At 65.5% G+C, this 21,262-nt stretch carries 17 protein-coding genes and 1 tRNA gene; 11 read left to right on the top strand and 7 right to left on the bottom strand.

Going from position 1 to position 21,262, the window contains the following annotated elements:
* Window positions 1-109: 109 nt before the first annotated feature.
* The 5 genes from ACQR1I_RS20000 (at window position 110) to fahA (ending at window position 5,793) form a co-directional block, all read left to right on the top strand.
* The gene (locus tag ACQR1I_RS20000; RefSeq protein WP_434866265.1) at window positions 110-1,744 is read left to right on the top strand and encodes an FAD-dependent oxidoreductase; all 1,635 of its coding nucleotides are present in this window, start codon (window positions 110-112) and stop codon (window positions 1,742-1,744) included.
* A 13-nt stretch (window positions 1,745-1,757) separates the two neighbouring features.
* Entirely contained in the window at window positions 1,758-1,985 is a 228-nt protein-coding gene (locus ACQR1I_RS19995; protein WP_434866264.1) for a DUF2783 domain-containing protein, read from the top strand.
* Between the two features lie 27 nt (window positions 1,986-2,012).
* A complete protein-coding gene (locus ACQR1I_RS19990; protein WP_434866263.1) occupies window positions 2,013-2,969 on the top strand; it encodes an MBL fold metallo-hydrolase in 957 nt (318 codons plus the stop codon).
* Window positions 2,969-4,315, top strand: coding sequence for a homogentisate 1,2-dioxygenase (gene hmgA / locus ACQR1I_RS19985; protein WP_434866262.1), 1,347 nt, complete (start codon window positions 2,969-2,971; stop codon window positions 4,313-4,315). The genes ACQR1I_RS19990 and hmgA overlap by 1 nt, the downstream gene beginning before the upstream one ends.
* Window positions 4,316-4,515: 200 nt before the next feature.
* A complete protein-coding gene (gene fahA / locus ACQR1I_RS19980) occupies window positions 4,516-5,793 on the top strand; it encodes a fumarylacetoacetase (RefSeq protein WP_434866261.1) in 1,278 nt (425 codons plus the stop codon).
* A gap of 177 nt (window positions 5,794-5,970) precedes the next feature.
* Here fahA and ACQR1I_RS19975 read toward each other — a convergent pair whose 3' ends face one another.
* Both ACQR1I_RS19975 and ACQR1I_RS19970 read right to left on the bottom strand, forming a co-directional pair.
* Window positions 5,971-6,282, bottom strand: a complete 312-nt coding sequence (locus ACQR1I_RS19975; protein ID WP_434866260.1) for a DUF1272 domain-containing protein — start codon at window positions 6,280-6,282, stop codon at window positions 5,971-5,973.
* Between the two features lie 90 nt (window positions 6,283-6,372).
* Window positions 6,373-6,852, bottom strand: a complete 480-nt coding sequence (locus ACQR1I_RS19970) for an Lrp/AsnC family transcriptional regulator (protein ID WP_434866259.1) — start codon at window positions 6,850-6,852, stop codon at window positions 6,373-6,375.
* A 122-nt stretch (window positions 6,853-6,974) separates the two neighbouring features.
* On the opposite strand from ACQR1I_RS19970, the gene hppD reads away from it, so the two are divergent.
* Window positions 6,975-8,093 (top strand): 4-hydroxyphenylpyruvate dioxygenase, encoded by a 1,119-nt coding sequence (hppD, locus tag ACQR1I_RS19965; RefSeq protein WP_434866258.1) that lies wholly within the window; start codon window positions 6,975-6,977, stop codon window positions 8,091-8,093.
* Between the two features lie 309 nt (window positions 8,094-8,402).
* Here the strand turns inward: hppD and ACQR1I_RS19960 are convergent, their stop codons facing one another.
* The 4 genes from ACQR1I_RS19960 to ACQR1I_RS19945 all read right to left on the bottom strand — a co-directional run bounded on the left by ACQR1I_RS19960 (window position 8,403) and on the right by ACQR1I_RS19945 (window position 13,451).
* A complete protein-coding gene (locus ACQR1I_RS19960; RefSeq protein ID WP_434866257.1) occupies window positions 8,403-9,515 on the bottom strand; it encodes a CaiB/BaiF CoA transferase family protein in 1,113 nt (370 codons plus the stop codon).
* Window positions 9,516-9,689: 174 nt separating this feature from the next.
* Window positions 9,690-10,490 carry an FAD binding domain-containing protein gene (locus tag ACQR1I_RS19955; RefSeq protein ID WP_434866256.1) on the bottom strand — a complete coding sequence of 267 codons (801 nt, stop codon included), beginning with the start codon at window positions 10,488-10,490 and terminating at the stop codon, window positions 9,690-9,692.
* Window positions 10,491-10,508: 18 nt separating this feature from the next.
* Entirely contained in the window at window positions 10,509-12,854 is a 2,346-nt protein-coding gene (locus ACQR1I_RS19950; protein WP_434866255.1) for a xanthine dehydrogenase family protein molybdopterin-binding subunit, read from the bottom strand.
* A 111-nt stretch (window positions 12,855-12,965) separates the two neighbouring features.
* Entirely contained in the window at window positions 12,966-13,451 is a 486-nt protein-coding gene (locus ACQR1I_RS19945; RefSeq protein ID WP_434866254.1) for a (2Fe-2S)-binding protein, read from the bottom strand.
* A gap of 310 nt (window positions 13,452-13,761) precedes the next feature.
* On the opposite strand from ACQR1I_RS19945, the gene ACQR1I_RS19940 reads away from it, so the two are divergent.
* From ACQR1I_RS19940 to ACQR1I_RS19925, 4 genes are all read left to right on the top strand, one after another.
* Window positions 13,762-15,801, top strand: coding sequence for a methyl-accepting chemotaxis protein (locus ACQR1I_RS19940; protein WP_434866253.1), 2,040 nt, complete (start codon window positions 13,762-13,764; stop codon window positions 15,799-15,801).
* 407 nt (window positions 15,802-16,208) lie between these two features.
* On the top strand, window positions 16,209-17,723 hold the full coding sequence (locus tag ACQR1I_RS19935) for an MFS transporter (RefSeq protein ID WP_434866252.1): 1,515 nt from the start codon (window positions 16,209-16,211) through the stop codon (window positions 17,721-17,723).
* 6 nt (window positions 17,724-17,729) lie between these two features.
* Window positions 17,730-18,551, top strand: coding sequence for a trehalose-phosphatase (otsB, locus tag ACQR1I_RS19930; protein ID WP_434866251.1), 822 nt, complete (start codon window positions 17,730-17,732; stop codon window positions 18,549-18,551).
* Window positions 18,552-18,739: 188 nt separating this feature from the next.
* A complete protein-coding gene (locus tag ACQR1I_RS19925) occupies window positions 18,740-20,203 on the top strand; it encodes a trehalose-6-phosphate synthase (RefSeq protein WP_434866250.1) in 1,464 nt (487 codons plus the stop codon).
* Window positions 20,204-20,244: 41 nt separating this feature from the next.
* Here ACQR1I_RS19925 and ACQR1I_RS19920 read toward each other — a convergent pair whose 3' ends face one another.
* A complete protein-coding gene (locus tag ACQR1I_RS19920; protein ID WP_434866637.1) occupies window positions 20,245-20,556 on the bottom strand; it encodes a hypothetical protein in 312 nt (103 codons plus the stop codon).
* A gap of 257 nt (window positions 20,557-20,813) precedes the next feature.
* Here ACQR1I_RS19920 and ACQR1I_RS19915 point away from each other — a divergent pair.
* Window positions 20,814-20,903 (top strand) — tRNA-Ser (locus ACQR1I_RS19915).
* The last annotated feature ends 359 nt before the right edge of the window (window positions 20,904-21,262 follow it).

Here is a 21,262-nt window from a genome sequence, read left to right as displayed (position 1 = left end):
TATCTGGCAAGACAATCTGGAAGTCGGTCGTCTGGCATGCTGGACGCAGGCCTCACCTGAGGAAATGTCGGTCGCTTCGATCTTCAAGAAACCATAAGGCGAGCAAGCCATGGTGCAGACCAATCCGGGGCAGGGCGCGAGCCAGGCAAAGGTTCAGTTCGGCTATATCAGGCACGGCGATCAGGATCAGGCCACGCCGGCCGAGCATCCCGTCGTCGTTGTGGGCGCTGGTCCCGTCGGCCTGTCGTTCGCGATCGATCTCGCGCAACGCGGCCATGCGGTCGTGGTGCTCGACGATGCCGACCGCATTGGCGAGGGCTCGCGCGCGATCTGCTTCTCCAAGCGCTCGCTGGATTACTGGGACCGCCTCGGCGTCGGCGACCGCATGGTCGACAAGGGCGTCGTCTGGAACGTTGGCCGCATCTTCCACGGCCCGTCCGAGCTCTATCAGTTCAACCTGCTGCCGGAGCCCGGCCACAAGCGCCCGGCCTTTATCAACCTGCAGCAGTTCTACGCCGAGGCCTATCTGGTCGACCGCGTCAACGAGCTGCCGGCGATCTCGCTGCGCTGGCGCAACAAGGTGACGGCGCTGGAGCAACGCAATGACCGCGCGGTGCTGACGATCGAGACGCCGGAGGGACCGTACCGGCTGTCGGCGCAATATGTCATCGCCTGCGACGGCGCGCGCTCGTCGCTGCGCCAGATGGTCGGCGCCGGCTTCTCGGGAAAAGTGTTCGAGGATCAGTTCCTGATCGCCGACGTCAAGATGACCGCTGAATTCCCGACCGAGCGCTGGTTCTGGTTCGATCCGCCGTTCCACGCCGGACGCTCGGCGCTGCTGCATCGCCAGCCCGACGCTGTCTGGCGCATCGACCTGCAGCTCAGCCGCTTTGCCGACCCGACCGTGGAAAAACAGCCTGACAACGTCCGTCCGCGCATTGCGCGCATGCTCGGCCACGATCAGTTCGAGTTCGAATGGATCTCGCTCTACAAGTTCCAGTGCCGGCGCATGGAGCGGTTCATCCACGGCCGCGTGATCTTCGCGGGCGACTCCGCCCATCAGGTGTCGCCGTTCGGAGCGCGCGGCGCCAATTCGGGTCTCGAGGACGCGGAGAATCTGGCCTGGAAGCTCGATCGCGTGCTCAGCGGATCCTCGCCCGAGGCGCTGCTCGAGACCTATCATCTGGAGCGGAGCGCGGCGGCCGACGAAAACATCCGGGAGTCCACAAGGGCGACGGATTTCATGGCGCCGAACTCGCACCAGGAAGCCCGGCTGCGCAAGGTCGTGCTCGCGCTGGCTCGGCAAACCGAGTTCGGCAAGCGCATGGTCAATGGCGGCCGGCTGTCGGTGCCCTCGGTCTATGATACGCCGTTGTCGACAGAGGACGACGCGGTCTGGCAGGCCGGACCCTGTCCGGGAACATCAATGCCGGATGCGCCGCTGAGGGCCGCGGACGGACGTCAGCTTCATCTCACCGATGCGTTCAATGCTCTTGGCCGTCGCTTCACCCTGCTGTCGTTTGCCAATGGCGCGGCTACCGACGTGCCCGACGACGTCGGTGTCGTGAGCATCGGCGGCCCGGATGGCTTCGCCGATAGCGAGGGCTTTGCGGGCCGGCGCTACGGTGCCGATCCCGGCACATCCTATCTGTTGCGCCCGGACGGTTATGTCGCGGCGCGCTTCCGGCATCCGAGCCGTGCCGCGATCGAGGCCGCGGTCGCGCGCGCTTCCGGCATCAACTGAGGGAGCCGCGGCCATGTCACTCTCGACCGCGTCCAATTTCGCCAAGCCCGACGACGCCTTTCGCGCCATCGTCGAAGCCCATCGGGGACTCTCGGACCTCGAAAGCGCCGATCTCGATGCGGCATTGGTCCTGATCCTCGCCAATCACATCGGTGACATCGGCGTGTTGCACGAGGCGATCGCGCTCGCGAAACGCAGCATGGCCGACACCAGTCAACAGCAACAACAGCAGCAGCAATAGGCTGCGGCGTACACAGGGAATGAACTGATGGCGAAAGGTTTCGCGTCCACCACCGACATGGCCGAGAAGAAGGTCACGTTCTCCGAGATCGGCCCGGATCTCTACGCGTTCACCGCAGAGGGCGATCCGAACTCGGCGGTCATCGTCGGCGACGACGGCTGCATCGTGTTCGACGCCCAGGCGACGCCGGCGATGGCCAACAAGGTGATCGAGCGAGTGAAGACGGTCACCGACAAGCCGATCAAATATGTCGTGCTGTCGCATTATCACGCCGTGCGCGTGCTCGGCGCCTCGGCGTATCACGCGCAAGGGGTCGTCGCCTCGCAGGAGACGCACCGGCTGATCGTCGAGCGCGGCCAGCAGGATTGGGATTCGGAGTACGGCCGTTTTCCCCGGCTGTTCCAGGACGCCGAGAGCATTCCCGGCCTGACCTGGCCGACGCTGACCTTCGAGGGCGAGATGACCATCCATCTCGGCAAGCGCGAGGTGCAGCTGATCCAGCTCGGCGCCGGCCACACCTCCGGCGACATCGTCGCCTGGGTGCCTGACGCCGAGGTAATGTTTTCAGGCGATCTCATCGAATACCACTCGGCCTGCTATTGCGGCGATGCGTATTTGCGCGAATGGCCGTCGACCCTGAACGAGATCCGCGACTTTAATCCAAAGGCGATCGCGCCCGGCCGTGGTGACGCGCTGAAGGGCGAGTCGACCGTGCGAGAAGCTATCGCGATGACCCGCGACTTCGTCTCCTCGCTGTATGGGGCCGCTGAGATGTCGGTCGCCAAGGGACGCAGCCTCAAGGAGTCGATGGCGGCGACGCGCGAGGTGATGGATCCCAAATTCTCGAGCTTCGCCATCTACGAGCACTGCCTGCCGTTCAACGTGTCGCGTGCCTATGACGAAGCCAGTGGCATCGACGATCCCGTGATCTGGACCGCCGAGCGTGACCGCGAGATGTGGGCCCGCCTGCAAGGAGAAGGATGATGAACGTCAACACATCACCTGGCCAGCTGAACCGCGCCACCGGGCAGGTCACCCCGGGCTACATGTCCGGCTTCGGCAATTCGTTCGAGACCGAGGCGCTGCCCGGCGCGCTGCCGATCGGGCGCAACTCGCCGCAGCGCTGCGCCTACGGGCTCTATGCCGAGCAGCTCTCAGGCTCGCCGTTCACGGCGCCGCGCGGCTCCAACGAGCGCTCCTGGCTGTACCGCATCCGTCCCTCGGTGAAGCACTCCGGTCGCTTCACGAAGGTCGATGCCGGGCTGTGGCGCACCGCGCCTTGCCACGAGCAGGAGATCACGGTCCAGCAGCTGCGCTGGGATCCGACGCCGCTGCCGGCGGGCGAGGTGACGTTCCTGCAGGGCGTGCAGACGATGACGACGGCGGGTGACGCCGCGACGCAGGCCGGCATGGCGACGCATGTCTACGTCATCACCAAGTCGATGGTCGATCAGCATTTCTACGATGCCGACGGCGAGCTGATGTTCGTGCTGCAGCAGGGCCGCCTGTTGTTCGTCACCGAGTTCGGCCGCATCGACGCCGAGCCCGGCGAGATCGTCGTGATCCCGCGCGGCGTGAAATTCCGGGTCGAGATCCCCGCGGGACCGGCGCGCGGCTATCTCTGCGAAAACTACGGCGGGGCCTTCACCTTGCCGGAGCGCGGCCCGATCGGCGCCAACTGCCTCGCCAACGCCCGCGACTTCCTGACGCCGGTGGCGTCCTATGAGGACAAGGACGCGCCGACCGAGCTCTACGTCAAATGGGGCGGGGCGCTGTTCAAGACCGAGCTGAAGCACTCGCCGATCGATGTCGTCGCCTGGCACGGCAACTACGCGCCATACAAATACGATTTGCGGACGTTCTCGCCGGTCGGCGCCATCGGCTTCGACCATCCCGATCCGTCGATCTTCACCGTGCTGACCTCGCCGTCGGAGACGGCCGGCACCGCGAACATCGACTTCGTGATCTTCCCCGAGCGCTGGATGGTCGCCGACAACACCTTCCGCCCGCCGTGGTATCACATGAACATCATGTCCGAGTTCATGGGCCTGATCTACGGCGTCTACGACGCCAAGCCGCAAGGCTTCGTGCCCGGCGGCATGTCGCTGCACAACTGCATGCTGCCGCATGGCCCGGATCGCGAGGCGTTCGACCACGCCAGCAATGGCGAGCTGAAGCCGGTCAAGCTGACGGGCACCATGGCCTTCATGTTCGAAACCCGCTTCCCGCAGCGGATCACCAAGCACGCCGCGGAGTCCGGGACCTTGCAGAGCGACTACGCAGATTGCTGGAACGGATTGGAGAAGCGGTTCGATCCGAACCGACCATAACAAAGACTCTCGCCGTCATTCCGGGGCGCCGCGATAGCGGCGAGCCCGGAATCCATAACCACGACAGACCGTGTGTATGGAAAGTTGAGCCACAACCAACTCGCCTCACACATCTTCCTGTGGCTATGGATTCCGGGCTCGGCCCTGCGGGCCGCCCCGGAACGACACCGGAAGGCTTGGCGCGAACGCAGGAACACGACGTGCCCCACCCCAACGACCCCTCGCTCCGCTCCTTCATCCCGGTCGATCCCTCGTCCGACTTCCCGATCCAGAACCTGCCCTACGGCGTGTTCTCCGCCGCCGACTCTCCGAAGCCACGCATCGGCGTCGCCATTGGCGACTTCGTGCTCGATCTCGCCGTGCTGGAGGACGAAGGCCTGCTCGACCTGTCGCCGGCCTATGAGGTGTTCGCCCAATCTTCGCTCAACGCCTTCATGGCGCTCGGCCCTGCCGTGTGGTCGAAGACCCGCGCGGCGATCAGCACGTTGCTCCGCGATGACAATCCGCGTCTGCGCGACGACAAGCCGCTGCGCAGCCGGGCGCTGCTGCCGCGCTCGAACGTGACGCTGCACCTGCCGTTCCATGTCGCCGGCTATACCGACTTCTACTCGTCGAAGGAGCACGCCACCAATGTCGGCGTGATGTTCCGCGGGAAGGACAATGCGCTGCAGCCGAACTGGCTGCACATGCCGATCGGCTACAACGGCCGCGCCTCGACCGTCGTCGTCTCCGGCACCAGGGTGCGCCGGCCGCGCGGCCAGCTCAAGCCGCCAAGCGCCGATGTGCCGAGCTTCGGCCCGTGCAAGCGGCTGGATTTTGAGCTGGAGATGGGCGTGGTCATCGGCCAGTCCTCATCGCTCGGCGAGATGCTCAGCGAGGCGCAGGCTGAGGCGATGATCTTCGGCTTCGTGCTGCTCAACGACTGGAGCGCGCGCGACATCCAGCAATGGGAATATGTGCCGCTCGGACCGTTCCAGGCCAAGGCGTTCGCGACCTCGATCAGCCCATGGGTCGTGACACGGGAAGCGCTGGAGCCGTTCCGTGTCGCCGGACCGGCGCAGGATCCGACGCCGCTGCCCTATCTGCAGCAGAAGGCCGCGCAGAACTACGATCTCGCGCTCGACGTTGCCCTGCGTGCTGATGGCAGCAACTCCGCGCAGACCATCTCGCAGACCAACTTCAAATACATGTACTGGTCGAGCGTGCAGCAGCTGATGCACCACGCCTCCTCCGGCTGCGCCATGAGTGTCGGCGATCTCCTGGGCAGCGGCACCATCTCCGGCCCGGAGAAGCATCAGCGCGGCAGCCTGCTGGAGATCAGCTGGAACGGCACCGAGCCGCTCGAACTCGCCGGCGGCGTGAAGCGCGCGTTCCTGGAGGACGGCGATTCGCTGGTGATGCGCGGCTGGTGTCAGGGGCAGGGCTACCGCGTCGGCTTCGGCGAGGTCGAGGGCACCATCGTTGCCGCCGCCGAATAGCCACCTCATCCACCGCCGTCATTCCGGGGCGCGCGCAGCGCGAGCCCGGAATCCATACTCACAGGCGGACATGTCGTGCGAGCTGCTCGTGGCTATGCATTCCATCCACACGTCCAGTGGTGGCTATGGATTCCGGGCTCGGCCCTGCGTGCCGCCCCGGAATGACGAGGAGAGAGATCAGCGATTCTCCGGCATGACGTCCTTCACCCCAGCCACGAACGCCGCGACCTCCTCGGCCGCGTATTTCAGATGCACGCGCTTGTCGGACGGTGCCTGCTTCGCCGTGCAGACGCCTGGCCGCCATTCCCGCGACGGCCGGATCGGCCTCGGCGCAAAGCCGCCGCCGCAGTTCGGGCAGACGTTGAACAGCTTCGTCTCCACGCAGTCAGCACAGAACGTGCATTCGTACGAGCAGATCCGCGCATCCGTCGCGGACGGCGGCAGGTCCTTGTCGCAGGATTCACAGTTGGGCCGAAGCTGCAGTGCCATGGTCGTCTCGCGGGTCTGGGAACGGGACGATTGTCGCAGAAGCCGTGGCGCGCGGGAATGGCACAATTCCCTCGTTTCGCGACACGCCGGTCAGCCTGGGGACAGCGATCCCAGCGGCAGCTTCGCGCTCTCCTTGAGCCGGTCGAGCACGATCGAGGAGCGCACATGCGCCACGCTCTGATGCGGCATCAGCACGTTGTTGACGATGTCCGACAGGCTCTTGAGGTCGCGCAGCACGATCTTGAGCAGATAGTCGGAATCTCCGGTGAGCGCATAGGCCTCCTGGATGTCGTCGACGCGGTTGACCAGCGCGCGAAACTTTTGCGCGTTGTCGGGCGAATGCGTTGCCAGCGTGATCTGGATGAAGGCGATCAGCTCGAAGCCGAGCGCGCGGGCGGCGAGCTGGGCGCGATAGCCGGCGATGACGCCGTCTTCCTCCAGCCGCATCCGCCGCCGCGAGCATTGCGAGGCGGAGAGGCCTGCGATCTCGGCCAGCTCCTGGTTGGTCAGGCGGCCGTCGTCCTGAAGCGCGGCGAGGAGACGGAGATCGAAGCTGTCGACGGAGATCATGCGTTATTCTCCAAGATTGTGCGCGGATCGTGCATATCCAGGCGAAAATGACAATGGTTTGCATGCTCCGTGCGCGCGTTCCGGGAGATCATTGGCCAAGACAGCCAAGGGAGCTTCCGCCGATGGGTCCGTTTCCGCACGACGCGCCGCCTGCCACCATCTCCGCCGACAACCCGATGGGCACGGATGGTTTCGAGTTCGTCGAATACGCCCATCCCGACGCCGGCGAGCTGCATGCGCTGTTCAAGCTGATGGGCTTTGCGGCGGTCGCGCGCCACAGGACCAAGGCGATCACGCTGTACCGCCAGGGCGACATCGACTACCTCGTCAACGAGGAGCCCGGCAGCCACGGCCATGACTTCGTCGCCGCGCATGGCCCCTGTGCGCCGTCGATGGCGTTTCGCGTAGTCGATGCTGATAAGGCCTATGCCCGGGCGATCGCGCTCGGCGCCGAGCCGGCGGATCTGCCGTCACAGCAGAAGACGCTGGACGTGCCCGCGCTCAAGGGCATCGGCGGCAGCCTGCTGTATCTGGTCGATCGCTACGGGCCTAAGGGATCGGCCTATGATCTCGAGTTCGAGTGGACCGGCGCGCGCAATCCGCGGCCTGCGGGATCAGGCCTGTACTACATCGATCACCTGACCCACAACGTGCACCGCGGCCGTATGGACGTATGGGCCGGCTTCTACGAAAAACTGTTCAACTTCCGCCAGATCCGCTTCTTCGACATTGAGGGCCGCGCCTCCGGCCTGTTCTCGCGCGCGCTGACCAGCCCTGACGGCAAGATCCGGATCCCGATCAACGAGGACGCCGGCGATGCCGGCCAGATCGAGGAATATCTCAAGACCTATCGCGGCGAGGGTATCCAGCACATCGCCTGCGGGGCGCGTGACATCTACGCGACGGTGGAAGGTTTGCGCAGCGCCGGCCTGCCGTTCATGCCGTCGCCGCCGGACACCTATTTCGAGCGCATCGATGCGCGGCTGCCCAAGCACGGCGAGGATATCACCCGCCTGAAGCGCAACGGCATCCTGATCGATGGCGAGGGCGTCGTTGCGGGCGGCCACACCAAGGTGCTGCTGCAGATCTTCTCCGCCAACGCGATCGGCCCGATCTTCTTCGAGTTCATCCAGCGCAAGGGCGACGACGGTTTTGGCGAAGGCAACTTCAAGGCGCTGTTCGAATCGATCGAGGAAGACCAGATCCGCCGCGGTGTGCTGAAGGTGGAGGCGGCGGAGTAGGGCGGTTGGTCGGTGCGTGTTGTTGGCGCTGACGCGATCGCCGTGGCCCTGGGATTGCTTCGCTTCGCTCGCAATAGCGGTGAGCGTTGGAGGCATACGGTCGCTCCACAAATGGTGTCGTCCCGGCGAACGCCGGGACCCATACCGCGTGATGCCGCGGTAACGCACGGTGGCAGACGATCTTCGTCCCACTACGGCCTGTGGTTATGGATCCCCGCGTTCGCGGGGATGACACTGAAATTGAGGCGCGAGTGTCGTCAACTCATTTCGATTGGAGTGGTTGCGTCGTGCGCGGACGGGACGCTTAGCTCACCGTCCCGCCTTCCACGCATTCACCAGCGCGCCGATCTCTGTCACCTCCGGCTCGCGGATGTTGGACGGTGTCCGCGAGAATCGCGGCGCGGGCGCGGGCTGGGTCACGCCGTGGCGCTCGACGAACACGCCGCGCGCGGCCATGTGGGCGTGCTTCGGCGCTTCCGCCATCGTCAGCACCGGGGCGAAGCAGATGTCGGTGCCTTCCATGATCGCGCACCACTCCTCGCGCGTCTTGCTCTTGAACACCGCGACCAGCTTGTCCTTCAACGCCGGCCAGGCGCGCGGGTCCATCTGGGCGTCGAAGGCGGGATCGGAGAGGTCGGCGTGCTGGCGCAGCAGCGCGTAGAATTGCGGCTCGATCGAGCCGATCGAGATGAAATTGCCGCAAGCGCATTCGTAGACGCCGTAGAAATGTGCGCCGCCGTCGAGGAAGTTGCGCTCGCGGCCCTCGGTCCAGCGGCCCATCGCGGTGAGGTCGAAGAACATCGCCAGCAACGAGGCGGCGCCGTCGCACATCGCCGTATCCACCACCTGGCCCTTGCCGGACTTCGACGCTTCCAAGAGTGCCGCGAGCACGCCGACCACGAGATACAGCGCGCCGCCGCCGAAATCGCCGACCAGGTTGAGTGGCGGCACTGGGCGTTCTTTCGGGCCGATCGCGGCGAGCGCGCCGGTGATCGAGATGTAGTTGATGTCGTGGCCGGCCGCCTGCGCCAGCGGTCCTTCCTGGCCCCAGCCGGTCATGCGACCGTAGACCAGCCTTGGATTGCGCGCGAGCACGACATCGGGACCGAGCCCGAGACGCTCCATCACGCCGGGACGGAAGCCTTCGATCAGCGCGTCGGCGCCGGCAAGCAGGTCGAGCACATCCGCGATCACGGCCTTGTCCTTGAGATCCAGCTCGATCACCTTGCGGCCGCGGCCGGCGACGGACTTCATGGTCTTGCGCGCGCCGACGCGATCGAGCGTGACGACCTCAGCGCCCATGTCGGCCAGCAGCATGCAGGCGAACGGACCCGGGCCGATGCCGGCGAACTCGACGATGCGAACTCCGGCGAGCGGGCCGGTGGCGCGGGTCTGAGTGTTTGGTGCGGTCTTGTCGAGCACGTCGTTGTGTCCTTGCTTCGCGCGTCTTGTCGCTTGCGTATCCTGATCCGCAATTGTCCTGCGTGCATCAGGCCAACGCAAGCGCGCTGTATGCCGCAAAGCAAAACGGCGCGCATTGCTGCGCGCCGTTTGGAATTTGTTGTGCCGTGATGCGGAATGACCCGCGTCGTGCACTCAGCCCGCGGCTTGCACCGCGCGCTGCGCCATCACCTTCACCAGATTGGCGCGGTAATCGGCCGAGCCGTGGATGTCGCTGAGCAGGCCCGACGCCGACACGCTCACGCCGTCGATGGCCGATGCCGACCAGTTCGACTTCAGCGCCGCCTCAATCGCCGACACCCGCATCACGCCGCTCTGCGATGCGCCGGTCGCCGCAACGCGGACGTCGCCGCCCTTGGTCTTGGTGACGAACACGCCGGTGAGCGCGAAGCGCGACGCCGGGTGGCGCATCTTGGCGTAGCCGGCCTTCTCGGGAACCGGGAACGACACCTCGGTGATGATCTCGCCGTCTTCCAGCGCCGTCGTGAACAGGCCCTTGAAGAAATCATCCGCCGAGATCGACCGCTTGTTGGTCTTCACGGTGGCGCCGAGCGACACCAACGCCGCGGGGAAATCCGCCGCCGGGTCGTTGTTGGCGATCGAGCCGCCGATCGTGCCGCGCGAGCGCACGGCGGGATCGCCGAGCACCGAGGTGAGATGGGCGATCGCGGGGATCGCCTTCTTCACGTCGGCATTGGTCATGATGTCGTAATAGGTCGTCGCCGCCTTGATGACGAGCGTGTCGCCCGAGAGCTGCACGCCGATCAGGTCCTTGATCTTGCCGATGTCGATGACATCGGAGGGACTGGCGAGGCGCTGCTTCATGACCGGGATCAGGGTGTGACCACCGGCAAGGAACTTGGCCTCGCTGCCCTTGGCGAACAGCGCTGCAGCCTCGTCGACCGAGGAGGCGCGATGATAGGTCGTCTGGTACATGGTTGCTCCTCCGTTCGATCAGGCGTTGCCGTGGATCGCGTGCCAGACGCGATCCGGCGTTGCCGGCATTGCGAGCTTGTTGTTGCCGATCGCATCCGTGATCGCGTTGATCACGGCCGCCGAGGCGCCGATCGCGCCGGCCTCGCCGCAGCCCTTCACGCCGAGCGGATTGCCCGGGCAGAGGGTGGTGGTGTGGCTCAGCTTGAACGACGGCACGTCGTCGGCCCTGGGCATTGCGTAGTCCATGAACGACGCGGTCACCGGCTGGCCATTGCTGTCATACATGGCATGCTCCAGCAGCGCTTGGCCGATGCCCTGGACGAGACCGCCATGAACCTGGCCCTCGACGATCATCGGGTTGATCAGCCGGCCGAAATCGTCGGCCGCGACGAAGTTGACGAACGACGTCTTGCCGGTGGCTTCATCCACCTCGAGCTCGCAGATGTAGGTGCCGGCCGGGAAGGTGAAGTTGGTCGGATCGTAGAAGGCGCTCTCCTTCAATCCGGGCTCCATGCCGTCCGGCAGGTTGTGGGCGGTGTAGGCCGCGAGTGCGACCATCGGCAGCGCGATCGACTTGTCGGTGCCGGTCACCTTGAACTCGCCGTTCTCGATGACGATGTCACCTTCCGAGGCCTCCAGCGCGTGCGCCGCGATCTTCTTGGCCTTGGCCTCGACCTTCTCCATCGCCTTCAGGATGGCGGTGAGACCGACGGCCGCCGAGCGCGAGCCGTAGGTGCCCATGCCGAACTGCACCTTGTCGGTGTCGCCATGGACGATCGAGACCTGGCTGATCGGCACGCCCAGGCGTTCCGCGATCAGCTGGCAGAAGGTGGTCTCGTGGCCCTGGCCATGGCTGTGCGAGCCCGTCAGCACTTCGATGGTGCCGACCGGGTTGACCCGGATCTCTGCCGATTCCCACAGGCCGACGCCGGCGCCGAGGCTGCCGACCGCCTTCGACGGCGCGATGCCGCAGGCCTCGATGTAGCAGGACAGGCCGATGCCGCGCAGCTTGCCCTGCGCCTTGGCGGCCGCCTTGCGCGCCGGGAAGCCGGCATAGTCGATCGCCTTCATCGCCGCGTCGAGCGAGGCGTTGAAGTCACCGGTGTCATAGGCCATGATCACCGGGGTCTGGTGCGGGAACTGGGTGATGAAGTTCTTGCGGCGCAGCTCGGCCGGATCGACCTTGAGCTGACGCGCCGCCGTCTCCACCAGCCGCTCCAGCAGGTAGCTCGCTTCGGGACGTCCGGCGCCGCGATAGGCGTCGACGGGGGTGGTGTTGGTGTAGACGCCCATCACCTCGGCATAGATCGCCGGGATGTTGTACTGGCCCGACAGCAGGGTCGCGTACAGATAGGTCGGCACCGACGACGAGAACAGCGACATATAGGCGCCGAAATTGGCGTGGGTCTTGACCCGCAAGCCGAGCATCTTGTGGTCGGCGTCGAACGCCATCTCGGCCTTTGAGATATGGTCGCGGCCGTGCGCGTCGGTCAGGAACGCCTCGGTGCGGTCGCCGGTCCATTTCACCGGACGGCCGACCTTCTTGGAGGCCCACAGCGCCACCATCTCTTCCGGATAGATGAAGATCTTGGAGCCGAAGCCGCCACCGACGTCGGGCGCGATCACGCGCAGCTTGTGCTCGGGCGCGATGTTGTAGAACGCCGACAGCACGAGGCGGGCGACGTGCGGGTTCTGCGACGTGGTGTAGAGCGTGAAGTGCTCCTCGGCGGCGTCGTAATCAGCGATCGCCGCGCGGGGCTCCATCGCGTTCGGCGCCAGCCGGTTGTTGGTCAGCTCGAGGCTGACGACGTTGGCGGCCTTGGAGAAGGCGGCGTTGACGGCGGCCTCGTCGCCGATATGCCAGTCATAGACGACGTTGCCGGGGGCTTCCGGGTGGAGCTGCGGCGCGCCGGCCTTCAGGGCGGAGGGCATGTCGGCCACCGCCGGCAATTCCTCATATTCGACCACGACCGCCTCGGCGGCGTCGCGCGCGAGGTTCTTGCTGTCGGCGATCACGACGGCGACGGCCTGGCCGACGAAGCGCACGGTCTCCGGCGCCATCGCCGGCCATGCGCCCATCTTCATCGGCGAGCCGTCCTTGGAGGTGATGGCCCAGCCGCAGATCAAATTGCCGACCTTGTCGTCGACGATCTGTTGGCCGGTCAGAACCGCGACCACGCCCGGCATCGCCGCGGCGGCCGAGGAGTCGATGCTCTTGACCTTGGCATGCGCGTGCGGGCTGCGGATGAAATGGGCATAGGTCATGCCCAGAAGCTTGATGTCGTCGACATACCGGCCCTTGCCGGTGATGAAACGCTTGTCCTCCTTGCGGACGACGCTTGCGCCAATGCCTTCCATACCCATGCGAATCTCTCCCCTACCGGAGTTTTGCTGTCCCGCCGCGGCCATCGCGCAGCGGTCGTGGTCTCGGTATTTGATTGAAGACGTCGAAAGCCGGCGGTCCGGCAGCCTTTATTATTCGGCGGCCTGGGCGACCTTCATGCGGCCCGCGGCGTCGAGCACGGCCTTGACGATGTTGTGATAGCCGGTGCAGCGGCAGATGTTGCCCTCGAGCTGCTCGCGGACGGTGGCCTCGTCGAGCTCCCCTCCGTGGCGGTGCACAATATCGATCGCCGACATGATCATGCCGGGGGTGCAGTAGCCGCATTGCAGGCCGTGATTGTCCCGGAAGGCGGCCTGCATCGGGTGCAGCTCGTCGCCCTTGGCGATGCCTTCGATGGTGGTGACGTTGGCGCCCGCGGCCTGGCCGGCGAGCACGGTGCAGGACTTCACGGCCCGGCCATCGATATGGACGACGCAGGCGCCGCATTGGCTGGTATCGCAGCCGACATGGGTGCCGGTGAGATTCAGATGATCCCGCAACAGGTGCACGAGCAGGGTGCGATCCTCGACCTCAGCCGAGACCGCCTTGCCGTTCACTGTCAGTTTGACTGTCGACACGAGTAACCTCCCGATGAATTATTCTTATTCTGATTAGAAACAGCGCCCTCAGAACTTTGCAACTCGAATTTTCGTCTGAGATGTCATTGCGACGTCTTGTACGAGCCGTCGCGATTCGGTCGCATCTGTCGCCGCGGGCGCGCGCGCCGGGGGACGCCGGTTCGGTGCGGCGTCGACGCCGGGACTGTATGCGGGTGCTGCCCATTTACTGGACCTTAGCCATTGTGACCTAGTTTTGATCACGTTCGGGTGCGCTGCCCTTGGCTGGCCCGTTCTGGTCACATTTGAGAATCGACGTCGGGGGTTGGGAATGTCTGCGCGTTTGGCGCCGCAGTCGCGGCGTGGCAACGGTCTTGCCTTGCGATTCCGCGCCAAGATCTTTCTCGGCTTTGCGGTCGTCCTGGCGATCTCCGCCGCCAGCATCGGGTTTGCGTATGTCGGCTTCGAGAAGGTGGCGGCCGCCGTCGAATCCTACCGGATCAGCGTCGCCGAGGCCGATGCGGCCAGGACCATCGACCGCGAGCTCGTCTCCTATCAGGCGCTCGCGCGCTATTTTGCGCTGACCGGAAAGCCGGAGGACGAGGCGGCGGCCACCGCCGCTCAACAGTCGTTGCAGACCGCGATCGACAAGTCGCTGGCGGCGGCCGGCGCGGCGGACCGGCGCGCCCAGCTCGGCAAGCTGCAAGCGCAGTTTCAGACCTTCGCCAAGATCTTTTCCGAGATCGTCACGCTGACGCGCGACAACGCCAAGCTGGCCACGGATCAGATCGGGATTCTTGGCAACAAGATCCGCTTCAAGTTCGACGATCTCGCCGACACGGCGGCGCTGGCGGGGCTTCCGACAGTGCAGACCACGGCCAAGGACCTGACCGGCCAGTATCTCACCGCCTCAGCCCTGGTCGGCACCTTCCTGGCCAAGCCGGATCCGAAGACGGCCGATGGTGCCATCGCCCGGACGCGCTTCCTGGAGACGTCGCTGGTTACGATCTACGCCAATGACGAGAAGATCACCCAGCGCGTTGCGGAGCTCGGCGACCTCATCAAGCAATATCGTGCCGCCTTCATCAAGTTCTCGGACAATTCGAAGGCGCTGACCAAACTGGTGCACGACATGGGCAGCGCGGCGACCGAGATTCTCGGCCTGTCGGGCGGGCTGCGGTCCGACCTCGCGGCCGACCAGCAGCGGATCGAGGCCGCCAGCAAGGCGACCATCGGCGAGATCGAGCGGCTGATTGCGATCCTGGCGATCGGCGGCCTGGCGCTCGGCGCGGCGCTGGCGCTGATGCTCGGCAACGGCATCTCAAAGCCGATGATCACGATGTGCAAGGCGATGCGCGAGCTCGCCTCGGGCAATTTCGACGTCCGCCTGCCGGGCCTCGGCCGGGCCGACGAGATCGGCGAGATGGCCGCGGCGGTCGAGGAGTTCAAGGTGCAGGCGGTGGCTAAGGCGGAGCGTGACGCAGCCAGCCAGGACGCCCAGAACAAGGCCGCCGGCGCGGCGCGCCGGGCCGAGCTGATCCGCTTTGCCGACCAGTTCGAGACCGCCGTCGGCTCCATCGTGTCCAACGTCTCGACCTCCGCGCAGCAGCTCGAACATGCCGCCTCGACCTTGACCCGCACCGCAGAGACGACGCAGTCGCTGGCGAGCCGGGTCAGCGGCTCCTCGGATCAGGCCACCGGACGGATCCAGTCGGTGGCGAGCGCGACCGACGAGCTGTCGGCCTCGGTCAACGAGATCGGCCGCCAGGTTCGCGAATCCAATCGTATCGCCGAGTCCGCCGTGGCGCAGGCCGAGGAGACCGACGGCCGCATCGGCAAATTGTCGCGGGCGGCGCAGGAGATCGGCGACGTGGTCAAGCTGATCACCGCGATCGCTGAGCAGACCAACCTGCTGGCGCTCAACGCCACCATCGAGGCGGCGCGCGCCGGCGATGCCGGGCGCGGCTTCGCGGTGGTCGCCTCCGAGGTCAAGTCGTTGGCCGAGCAGACCGCCAAGGCGACCGACGACATCTCCAACCACATTTCCGGCATGCAGGCCGCGACCCAGGAGTCGGTGACCGCCATCAAGCAGATCGGTGGCACCATTCGCCAGATCTCGACCATCGCCTCGTCGATCGCGACCGCGGTCGAGCAGCAGGGTGGGGCGACCCAGGAGATCGCCAGGAACGTGCAGAGCGTCGCCGCCGGCACGCAGGCCGCGGCGACCGACATCACCCAGGTCAATCGGGGCGCGACCCAGACCGGCGAAGCCTCGGAGGAGGTGCTGCGCTCGGCCCAGTCGCTGTCCTCGGAGAGCGCAAGGCTGCGCGAAGAGCTCAGCCGCTTCATGGCGAACATCCGCGCGGCGTGAGGACGGGCGGGGATTGGCTTTTGGGCGTGGCTTCTGCACTCCTGTGCCGGGCTCGCAGCCCAGTCCTCCGCTGTCATCCCCGCGAACGCGGGGATCCATACGCCGCGGCGGTTATGTGGCGCGTGGTACTGATCGCCTGCCCTGATCTGGCATCACGCGGTATGGATCCCGGGTCGCGCTCGCTTCGCTCGCTTGCCCGGGACGACACCTGAAAGTGTCGCGCCGTCCGGGCTCTCCCTGCCGCCCTGCGCTGGCCGAAAGCGCTGTGTTCCGAGTTCCCCCTCCATTCCCGGAACCCACCGCCGGACGGGACGTTGAGTCGCAGCGGCAGGACATCGCTGCCGCAATTGCTTCACCCTCTCCGGTCAAGTTGTCGGTGCTGTCTCGCGCCGTCGCAGTGGGATTCCATGGCACCCCGGCAGGCATCGTTCCCCAATCTGCGCGTCATCACATCGGAGCCGCCCGGCGAGGCCGCGCGGAAACCGTCGGCCGACGACGACCGCATCATCGAGACCAACATCCCCGCGCGGCTCGATGATCTCCGCTGGAGTCCGTTCCACACCCGCGTGGTGCTGGCGCTCGGCATCACCTGGGTGCTCGACGGGCTCGAGGTGACGCTCGCGGGCGCGTTGTCCGGCGCGATGAAGCAGAGCCCGAGCCTGCACTTCTCCAATCTCGACATCGGGCTTGCCAACAGCGCCTATCTCGCCGGCGCCGTGCTCGGCGCGCTCGGCTTCGGCTGGCTCACCGACCGCATCGGCCGTCGAAAACTGTTCTTCATCACGCTGGCACTCTATCTCTCCGCGACCGCGGCCACCGCCTTGTCGTGGAACGTCGCGACCTATGCGCTGTTTCGCTTTCTCACCGGCGCTGGCATCGGCGGCGAATACACCGCGATCAACTCGACGATCCAGGAACTGGTGCCGGCGCGCTATCGCGGCTGGACCGACTTGATGATCAACGGCAGCTTCTGGCTCGGGGCCGCGCTCGGCGCAGTCGGCGCCATCGTGCTGCTCGATCCGGCGTTCGCCGGCCCCGACATCGGCTGGCGGCTGGCCTACGGGATCGGCGCCTGTCTCGGCCTCGTCGTGCTGATCATGCGGATGTGGATTCCTGAAAGTCCGCGTTGGCTCATGATCCACGGTTACCCGGACCAGGCACATGACATCGTCACGGCGATAGAGCGCAACGTCACCGGCCACGACCGCGAGGAGCGCGCGAAATCGCTCCCGAAGATCAAGTTGCGCATGCGCGACCACACGCCGCTTGCCGAGGTCGCACGCACGCTGTTTTCGGTCTATCGCCAGCGCTCCTTCGTCGGCCTGACCCTGATGATCGCGCAGGCTTTCTTCTACAACGCGATCTTCTTCACCTTCGCGCTGGTGCTGACCGACTTCTACGGCATCAAGGCCGATCACGTCGGCTGGTACATCCTGCCCTTCGCGGCCGGCAACGTGCTCGGCCCGCTGCTGCTCGGCCGCCTGTTCGACACGCTCGGCCGCCGCGCCATGATCACGTTCACCTATGGCGTTTCGGGCGCGCTGCTCGCGGTCACCGGCTATCTGTTCTCGATCGACGTGTTGAGCGCGCAGACCCAGACCGTCGCGTGGATGGTGATCTTCTTCTTCGCCTCACCCGCGGCCAGCGCGGCCTATCTCACCGTGTCGGAGAATTTTCCGCTCGAGGTGCGCGCGCTCGCGATCGCGCTGTTCTATGCTGTCGGCACCGGCATCGGTGGCGTCGCGGGGCCGGCACTATTTGGTGCGCTGCTCGACAGCGGCGCGCGGGGCGCAGTGTTCGCCGGCTATCTGTTCGGTGCCGCGCTGATGGGCGTGGCGGCGTTCGTGGCGTGGCGCTATGCGATCGCGGCCGAGCGCAAGTCGCTCGAGCAGGTCGCGCGGCCGCTGGCTGTGTTGGAGTAGTCGCGCATGTCTGACAATTCCGAGCTGATCGTCTCTCAGACCTCCGCGCCCGCGGAAATCGTTCCGGCGCCGGTCAGCCTGGTGCCGCATCTGCGCGAGGTCGCGATCCTGCTCGATATCGACGGCACGCTGCTCGATCTCGCGCCGACGCCGCGCGAAGTGTGGGTGCCGCCGGGATTGTCCGAGACATTGAACGTCCTGATGCAGCGCACCTCCGGCGCGCTCGCACTCGTGTCCGGCCGGTCGTTGAACGACATCGATCTGATCTTCGCGCCCGACATGTTTCCGGCCGTCGGCGGTCATGGCGCGGAGATGCGTCTGGCGGGTGGCAGCGAGGCCGACGCGATCAAGGCGCCGCCGCTGGACAAGGAACTCAAGCGCCGGCTTGCGGCGATCGCGAAGCTCAGTCCCGGCATTCTGCTCGAAGACAAGGGCTATTCGCTGGCGCTGCATTATCGGCTCGCGCCGCAAGCGGAGAAGGCGATCTACGAAGCGGTCTCGCGCATCCGCGCCGAGCTGCCGGGGGCGCCGATCGAGGTGCTGCCGGGCAAATGCGTCTGCGAGATCAAGCCGGCCGGATTCACCAAGGCGAGCGGCGTGCGCGAGCTGATGCGGCATGCGCCGTTCGAAGGACGCAAGCCGTTCTTCATCGGCGACGACGTCACCGACGAATCGGTGTTTGCGATCATGCCTGACTTCGCAGGCCTGTCATTCTCGGTTGGACGCCGCGCCATCGGCGTCGACGGACATTTCGACGCACCGGATCATGTGCGCGCATTTCTTTCGCAATTGGCGCAACTCGGAACTAATTCGATAGCTTCACGCTAAACCTTGTAGTTCCACCTGCGTTGTGTTCGCACAGCGTAAGCATGTTTTCGATTAGAAATGCTCTGAGTTGCCGCACGCTGCGATGACATCGCGCGGCTGCCTGAATTTGGTTTCAATTGGTTGAAAGGGTGGCCCGGAACCATATTGATGAACAGCTGTTAACCGACATGACCAACAGGAGGGGAGCTGTGAACCTCGTCGTGGTTTCGAATCGGGTGGCGCGTGGCAAAGCCAACGAGCCAATGACCGGCGGACTTGCGGCAGCTCTGCTGCCCGTTGTGGAAAAATCCGGGGCAGTGTGGGTGGGTTCCTCTGGTCGTGTGCGCGATGGCGCGCAGATGGAACCGATCGCCGAGATCGAACAACTCGGTGAGGGCGCGCTGGCGCTGCTGGATCTGCCGGCGGCACATTATGCCGGCTACTACGAAGGCTTCGCGAATTCCGCACTATGGCCGGCGCTGCATTCGCGCAGCGACCTGATCCGCGTCTCGCAGGACGACTACGACTCCTATCGCGAGGTCAACGCCTTCGTCGCGCGTGCGCTGCTGCGCTTTCAGAAGCCGGATACTCTGTTCTGGATCCAGGACTATCACTTCCTCTCGCTCGGGGCCGAGCTGCGCACGCTGGGCGTGAAGAGTCCGCTCGGGTTCTTCCTGCACACGCCGTGGCCGGCGCGCGGCGTCATCGACAGCGTGCCGAATCACCGCGATCTCATCACCGCGATGCTCGCCTATGACCTGATCGGCTTCCAGACCGAGGACGACCGCGACAACTTCACCGCCTGCGTTCGCGCCGATCTCGGCCTGCAGGTGCGCGACGGCGTCGTCAAGTCGCTGCATGGCCGCACCCGTCTCGCGGTGTTTCCGATCGGCATTGATGCCGACAGATTCGCGCAGCAGGCGGCGAAGGCGGTCGCGCATCCCGATGTCTCGCGGCTGCGCCGCAGCCTGCATGGCGAGAAGCTCGCGATCGGCGTCGACCGGCTCGACTACTCCAAAGGTCTCGTCAATCGCATCAACGCCTTCGACCGGATGTGGACGATGCACCCGGCCTTGCTGCGTGCTGCGTCGCTGCTGCAGATCGCGACGCCCTCGCGCGAGGCGATCGAGGCTTATGGACAGCTGCAAGGCGAGGTGGCGCGGCTCGTCAGCGAGGTCAATGGCCGCCATGGCGAGGCCGACTGGACGCCAATCCGCTATCTCAACAAGGGCTATGGCCAGAGCGTTCTCGCGGGACTCTATCGCAGCGCGCAGGTCGGCGTGGTGACGCCGCTGCATGACGGCATGAATCTCGTTGCCAAGGAATATGTCGCCGCCCAGAGCCCGGTCGATCCCGGCGTTCTCGTGCTGTCGAAATTCGCCGGCGCGGCCAACGAGCTCGATGCCGCGCTCCTGGTTAATCCGCATGACATTGACGGCATGGCCCGCACCATCGCGATGGCGCTGGCGATGCCGCTCAACGAGCGTCGGATGCGCTACGAGATCCTGATGGCCAAGCTGCGGCGCCATTCCATCCAGCAATGGTTCGCCGATTTCCTCGAGGCGCTGCAGGACGGCGATGCCGCCGCTAGCGCCGAGATCGAGCCCCTGCCGGCGCCGTCGGCCGGCTTCCTCGCCGGACGCCTAGCGTCATCGAGCGCGCGCTATCACTGAGCCTTTGCGGCTGAGCGCGCCGTTGCGCCCTCAGCCGTCCCTCAATGGCAGTACGAGACGCCGTCCAGCACCGCGCAGCGCAGCTTGTTTGGCGAGCTCGGATTGTCCATCGGCACCATGCCGTTGCCCTGGCCGACGAACACGCCGGGCCCGACCACCACCGAGGCCTTGTTGCCGACGATGACCGACGGGTGCGGCTTGAGGCTGGACTTGGTCCCGTCCGGCCACAGGATGGCGTCGCCCTGCCAGATGCCCTTGCGGCCATCGTCACAGGTGACGTCGACGCCCTGCCGGGTGCATTGATCGGCCCGTGCGGCGCCACCCCCGGCGAGGCAGAGCGCCGCGGTCAGCATCAGGACGGAGCGGAAACGGGGGGATTGCGGCATGGGCACATGTCCTCTCGTGGGCCGCCCCGACCAGGGAGCGCAAATCAGTGGTCGCGCCATCGCAGCGGCCGGTTCACCAGGCCCCGCAGGCCTCTGACGGGGCACCGCTCCAGCTTGGAGATCGGCCCGATTTTCGATCTTTCTCAAGGATTTGGAGGAAATTTGGCCCGAACCGCTCCACCCCGCTTGCAAAACGCCCCCGACCCCGCCAAGAGAGGGCCGCCGGAGAGATGGCCGAGTGGCTTAAGGCGCACGCTTGGAAAGCGTGTGTGCGGGAAACCGTACCGTGGGTTCGAATCCCACTCTCTCCGCCAGAATGGCCTATGGCGCCGGTTCTCCGGGCGATGTTGGCGGCGAAAAAGCCCGGGTTTTGCGGGCTTTTTTCGTTTTGGGTTCGGATGCCCAAATTAGGCGAGGGGCCAATTTTTCTCCGAACGGGCAGTTTTTCTCCGGACCTCTGAACTGCGCGGATTCAGTACGGTTTTGAAAAATACCTTGGTTTCAGTATCTTACAAGATGGTCAGTGGGGTTTGGTTCGCAATTGCTGTTGGATGGGGAGGGAGGCATCGAGCCAATCCGGGCCCATGGTCGAGCTCGCATTTGACGCCTTAGCGCAGGTCTCCTGAAATTCAGCGTTACACAGCCGGGGGCCTTAAAGACGATGTATGGCCTC

Source organism: Bradyrhizobium sp. HKCCYLS2038 (assembly GCF_051167655.1).
Lineage (GTDB): Bacteria > Pseudomonadota > Alphaproteobacteria > Rhizobiales > Xanthobacteraceae > Bradyrhizobium.
The sequence above is the reverse complement of the archived record's forward strand: the minus strand, read 5'-3'. Positions and strand labels throughout refer to the sequence as shown.

Bases quoted from the DNA above. Each gene is read 5' to 3' on its own strand.
- ACQR1I_RS19935 (WP_434866252.1), top strand. From the start codon at position 16,209: ATGGCACCCCGGCAGGCATCGTTCCCCAATCTGCGCGTCATCACATCG.
- ACQR1I_RS19975 (WP_434866260.1), bottom strand. From the start codon at position 6,282: ATGGCACTGCAGCTTCGGCCCAACTGTGAATCCTGCGACAAGGACCTG.
- otsB (WP_434866251.1), top strand. From the start codon at position 17,730: ATGTCTGACAATTCCGAGCTGATCGTCTCTCAGACCTCCGCGCCCGCG.
- ACQR1I_RS19920 (WP_434866637.1), bottom strand. From the start codon at position 20,556: ATGCTGACCGCGGCGCTCTGCCTCGCCGGGGGTGGCGCCGCACGGGCC.
- hppD (WP_434866258.1), top strand. From the start codon at position 6,975: ATGGGTCCGTTTCCGCACGACGCGCCGCCTGCCACCATCTCCGCCGAC.
- ACQR1I_RS20000 (WP_434866265.1), top strand. From the start codon at position 110: ATGGTGCAGACCAATCCGGGGCAGGGCGCGAGCCAGGCAAAGGTTCAG.
- hmgA (WP_434866262.1), top strand. From the start codon at position 2,969: ATGAACGTCAACACATCACCTGGCCAGCTGAACCGCGCCACCGGGCAG.
- ACQR1I_RS19940 (WP_434866253.1), top strand. From the start codon at position 13,762: ATGTCTGCGCGTTTGGCGCCGCAGTCGCGGCGTGGCAACGGTCTTGCC.
- ACQR1I_RS19955 (WP_434866256.1), bottom strand. From the start codon at position 10,490: ATGTACCAGACGACCTATCATCGCGCCTCCTCGGTCGACGAGGCTGCA.
- ACQR1I_RS19950 (WP_434866255.1), bottom strand. From the start codon at position 12,854: ATGGGTATGGAAGGCATTGGCGCAAGCGTCGTCCGCAAGGAGGACAAG.
- ACQR1I_RS19995 (WP_434866264.1), top strand. From the start codon at position 1,758: ATGTCACTCTCGACCGCGTCCAATTTCGCCAAGCCCGACGACGCCTTT.
- ACQR1I_RS19990 (WP_434866263.1), top strand. From the start codon at position 2,013: ATGGCGAAAGGTTTCGCGTCCACCACCGACATGGCCGAGAAGAAGGTC.
- ACQR1I_RS19970 (WP_434866259.1), bottom strand. From the start codon at position 6,852: ATGATCTCCGTCGACAGCTTCGATCTCCGTCTCCTCGCCGCGCTTCAG.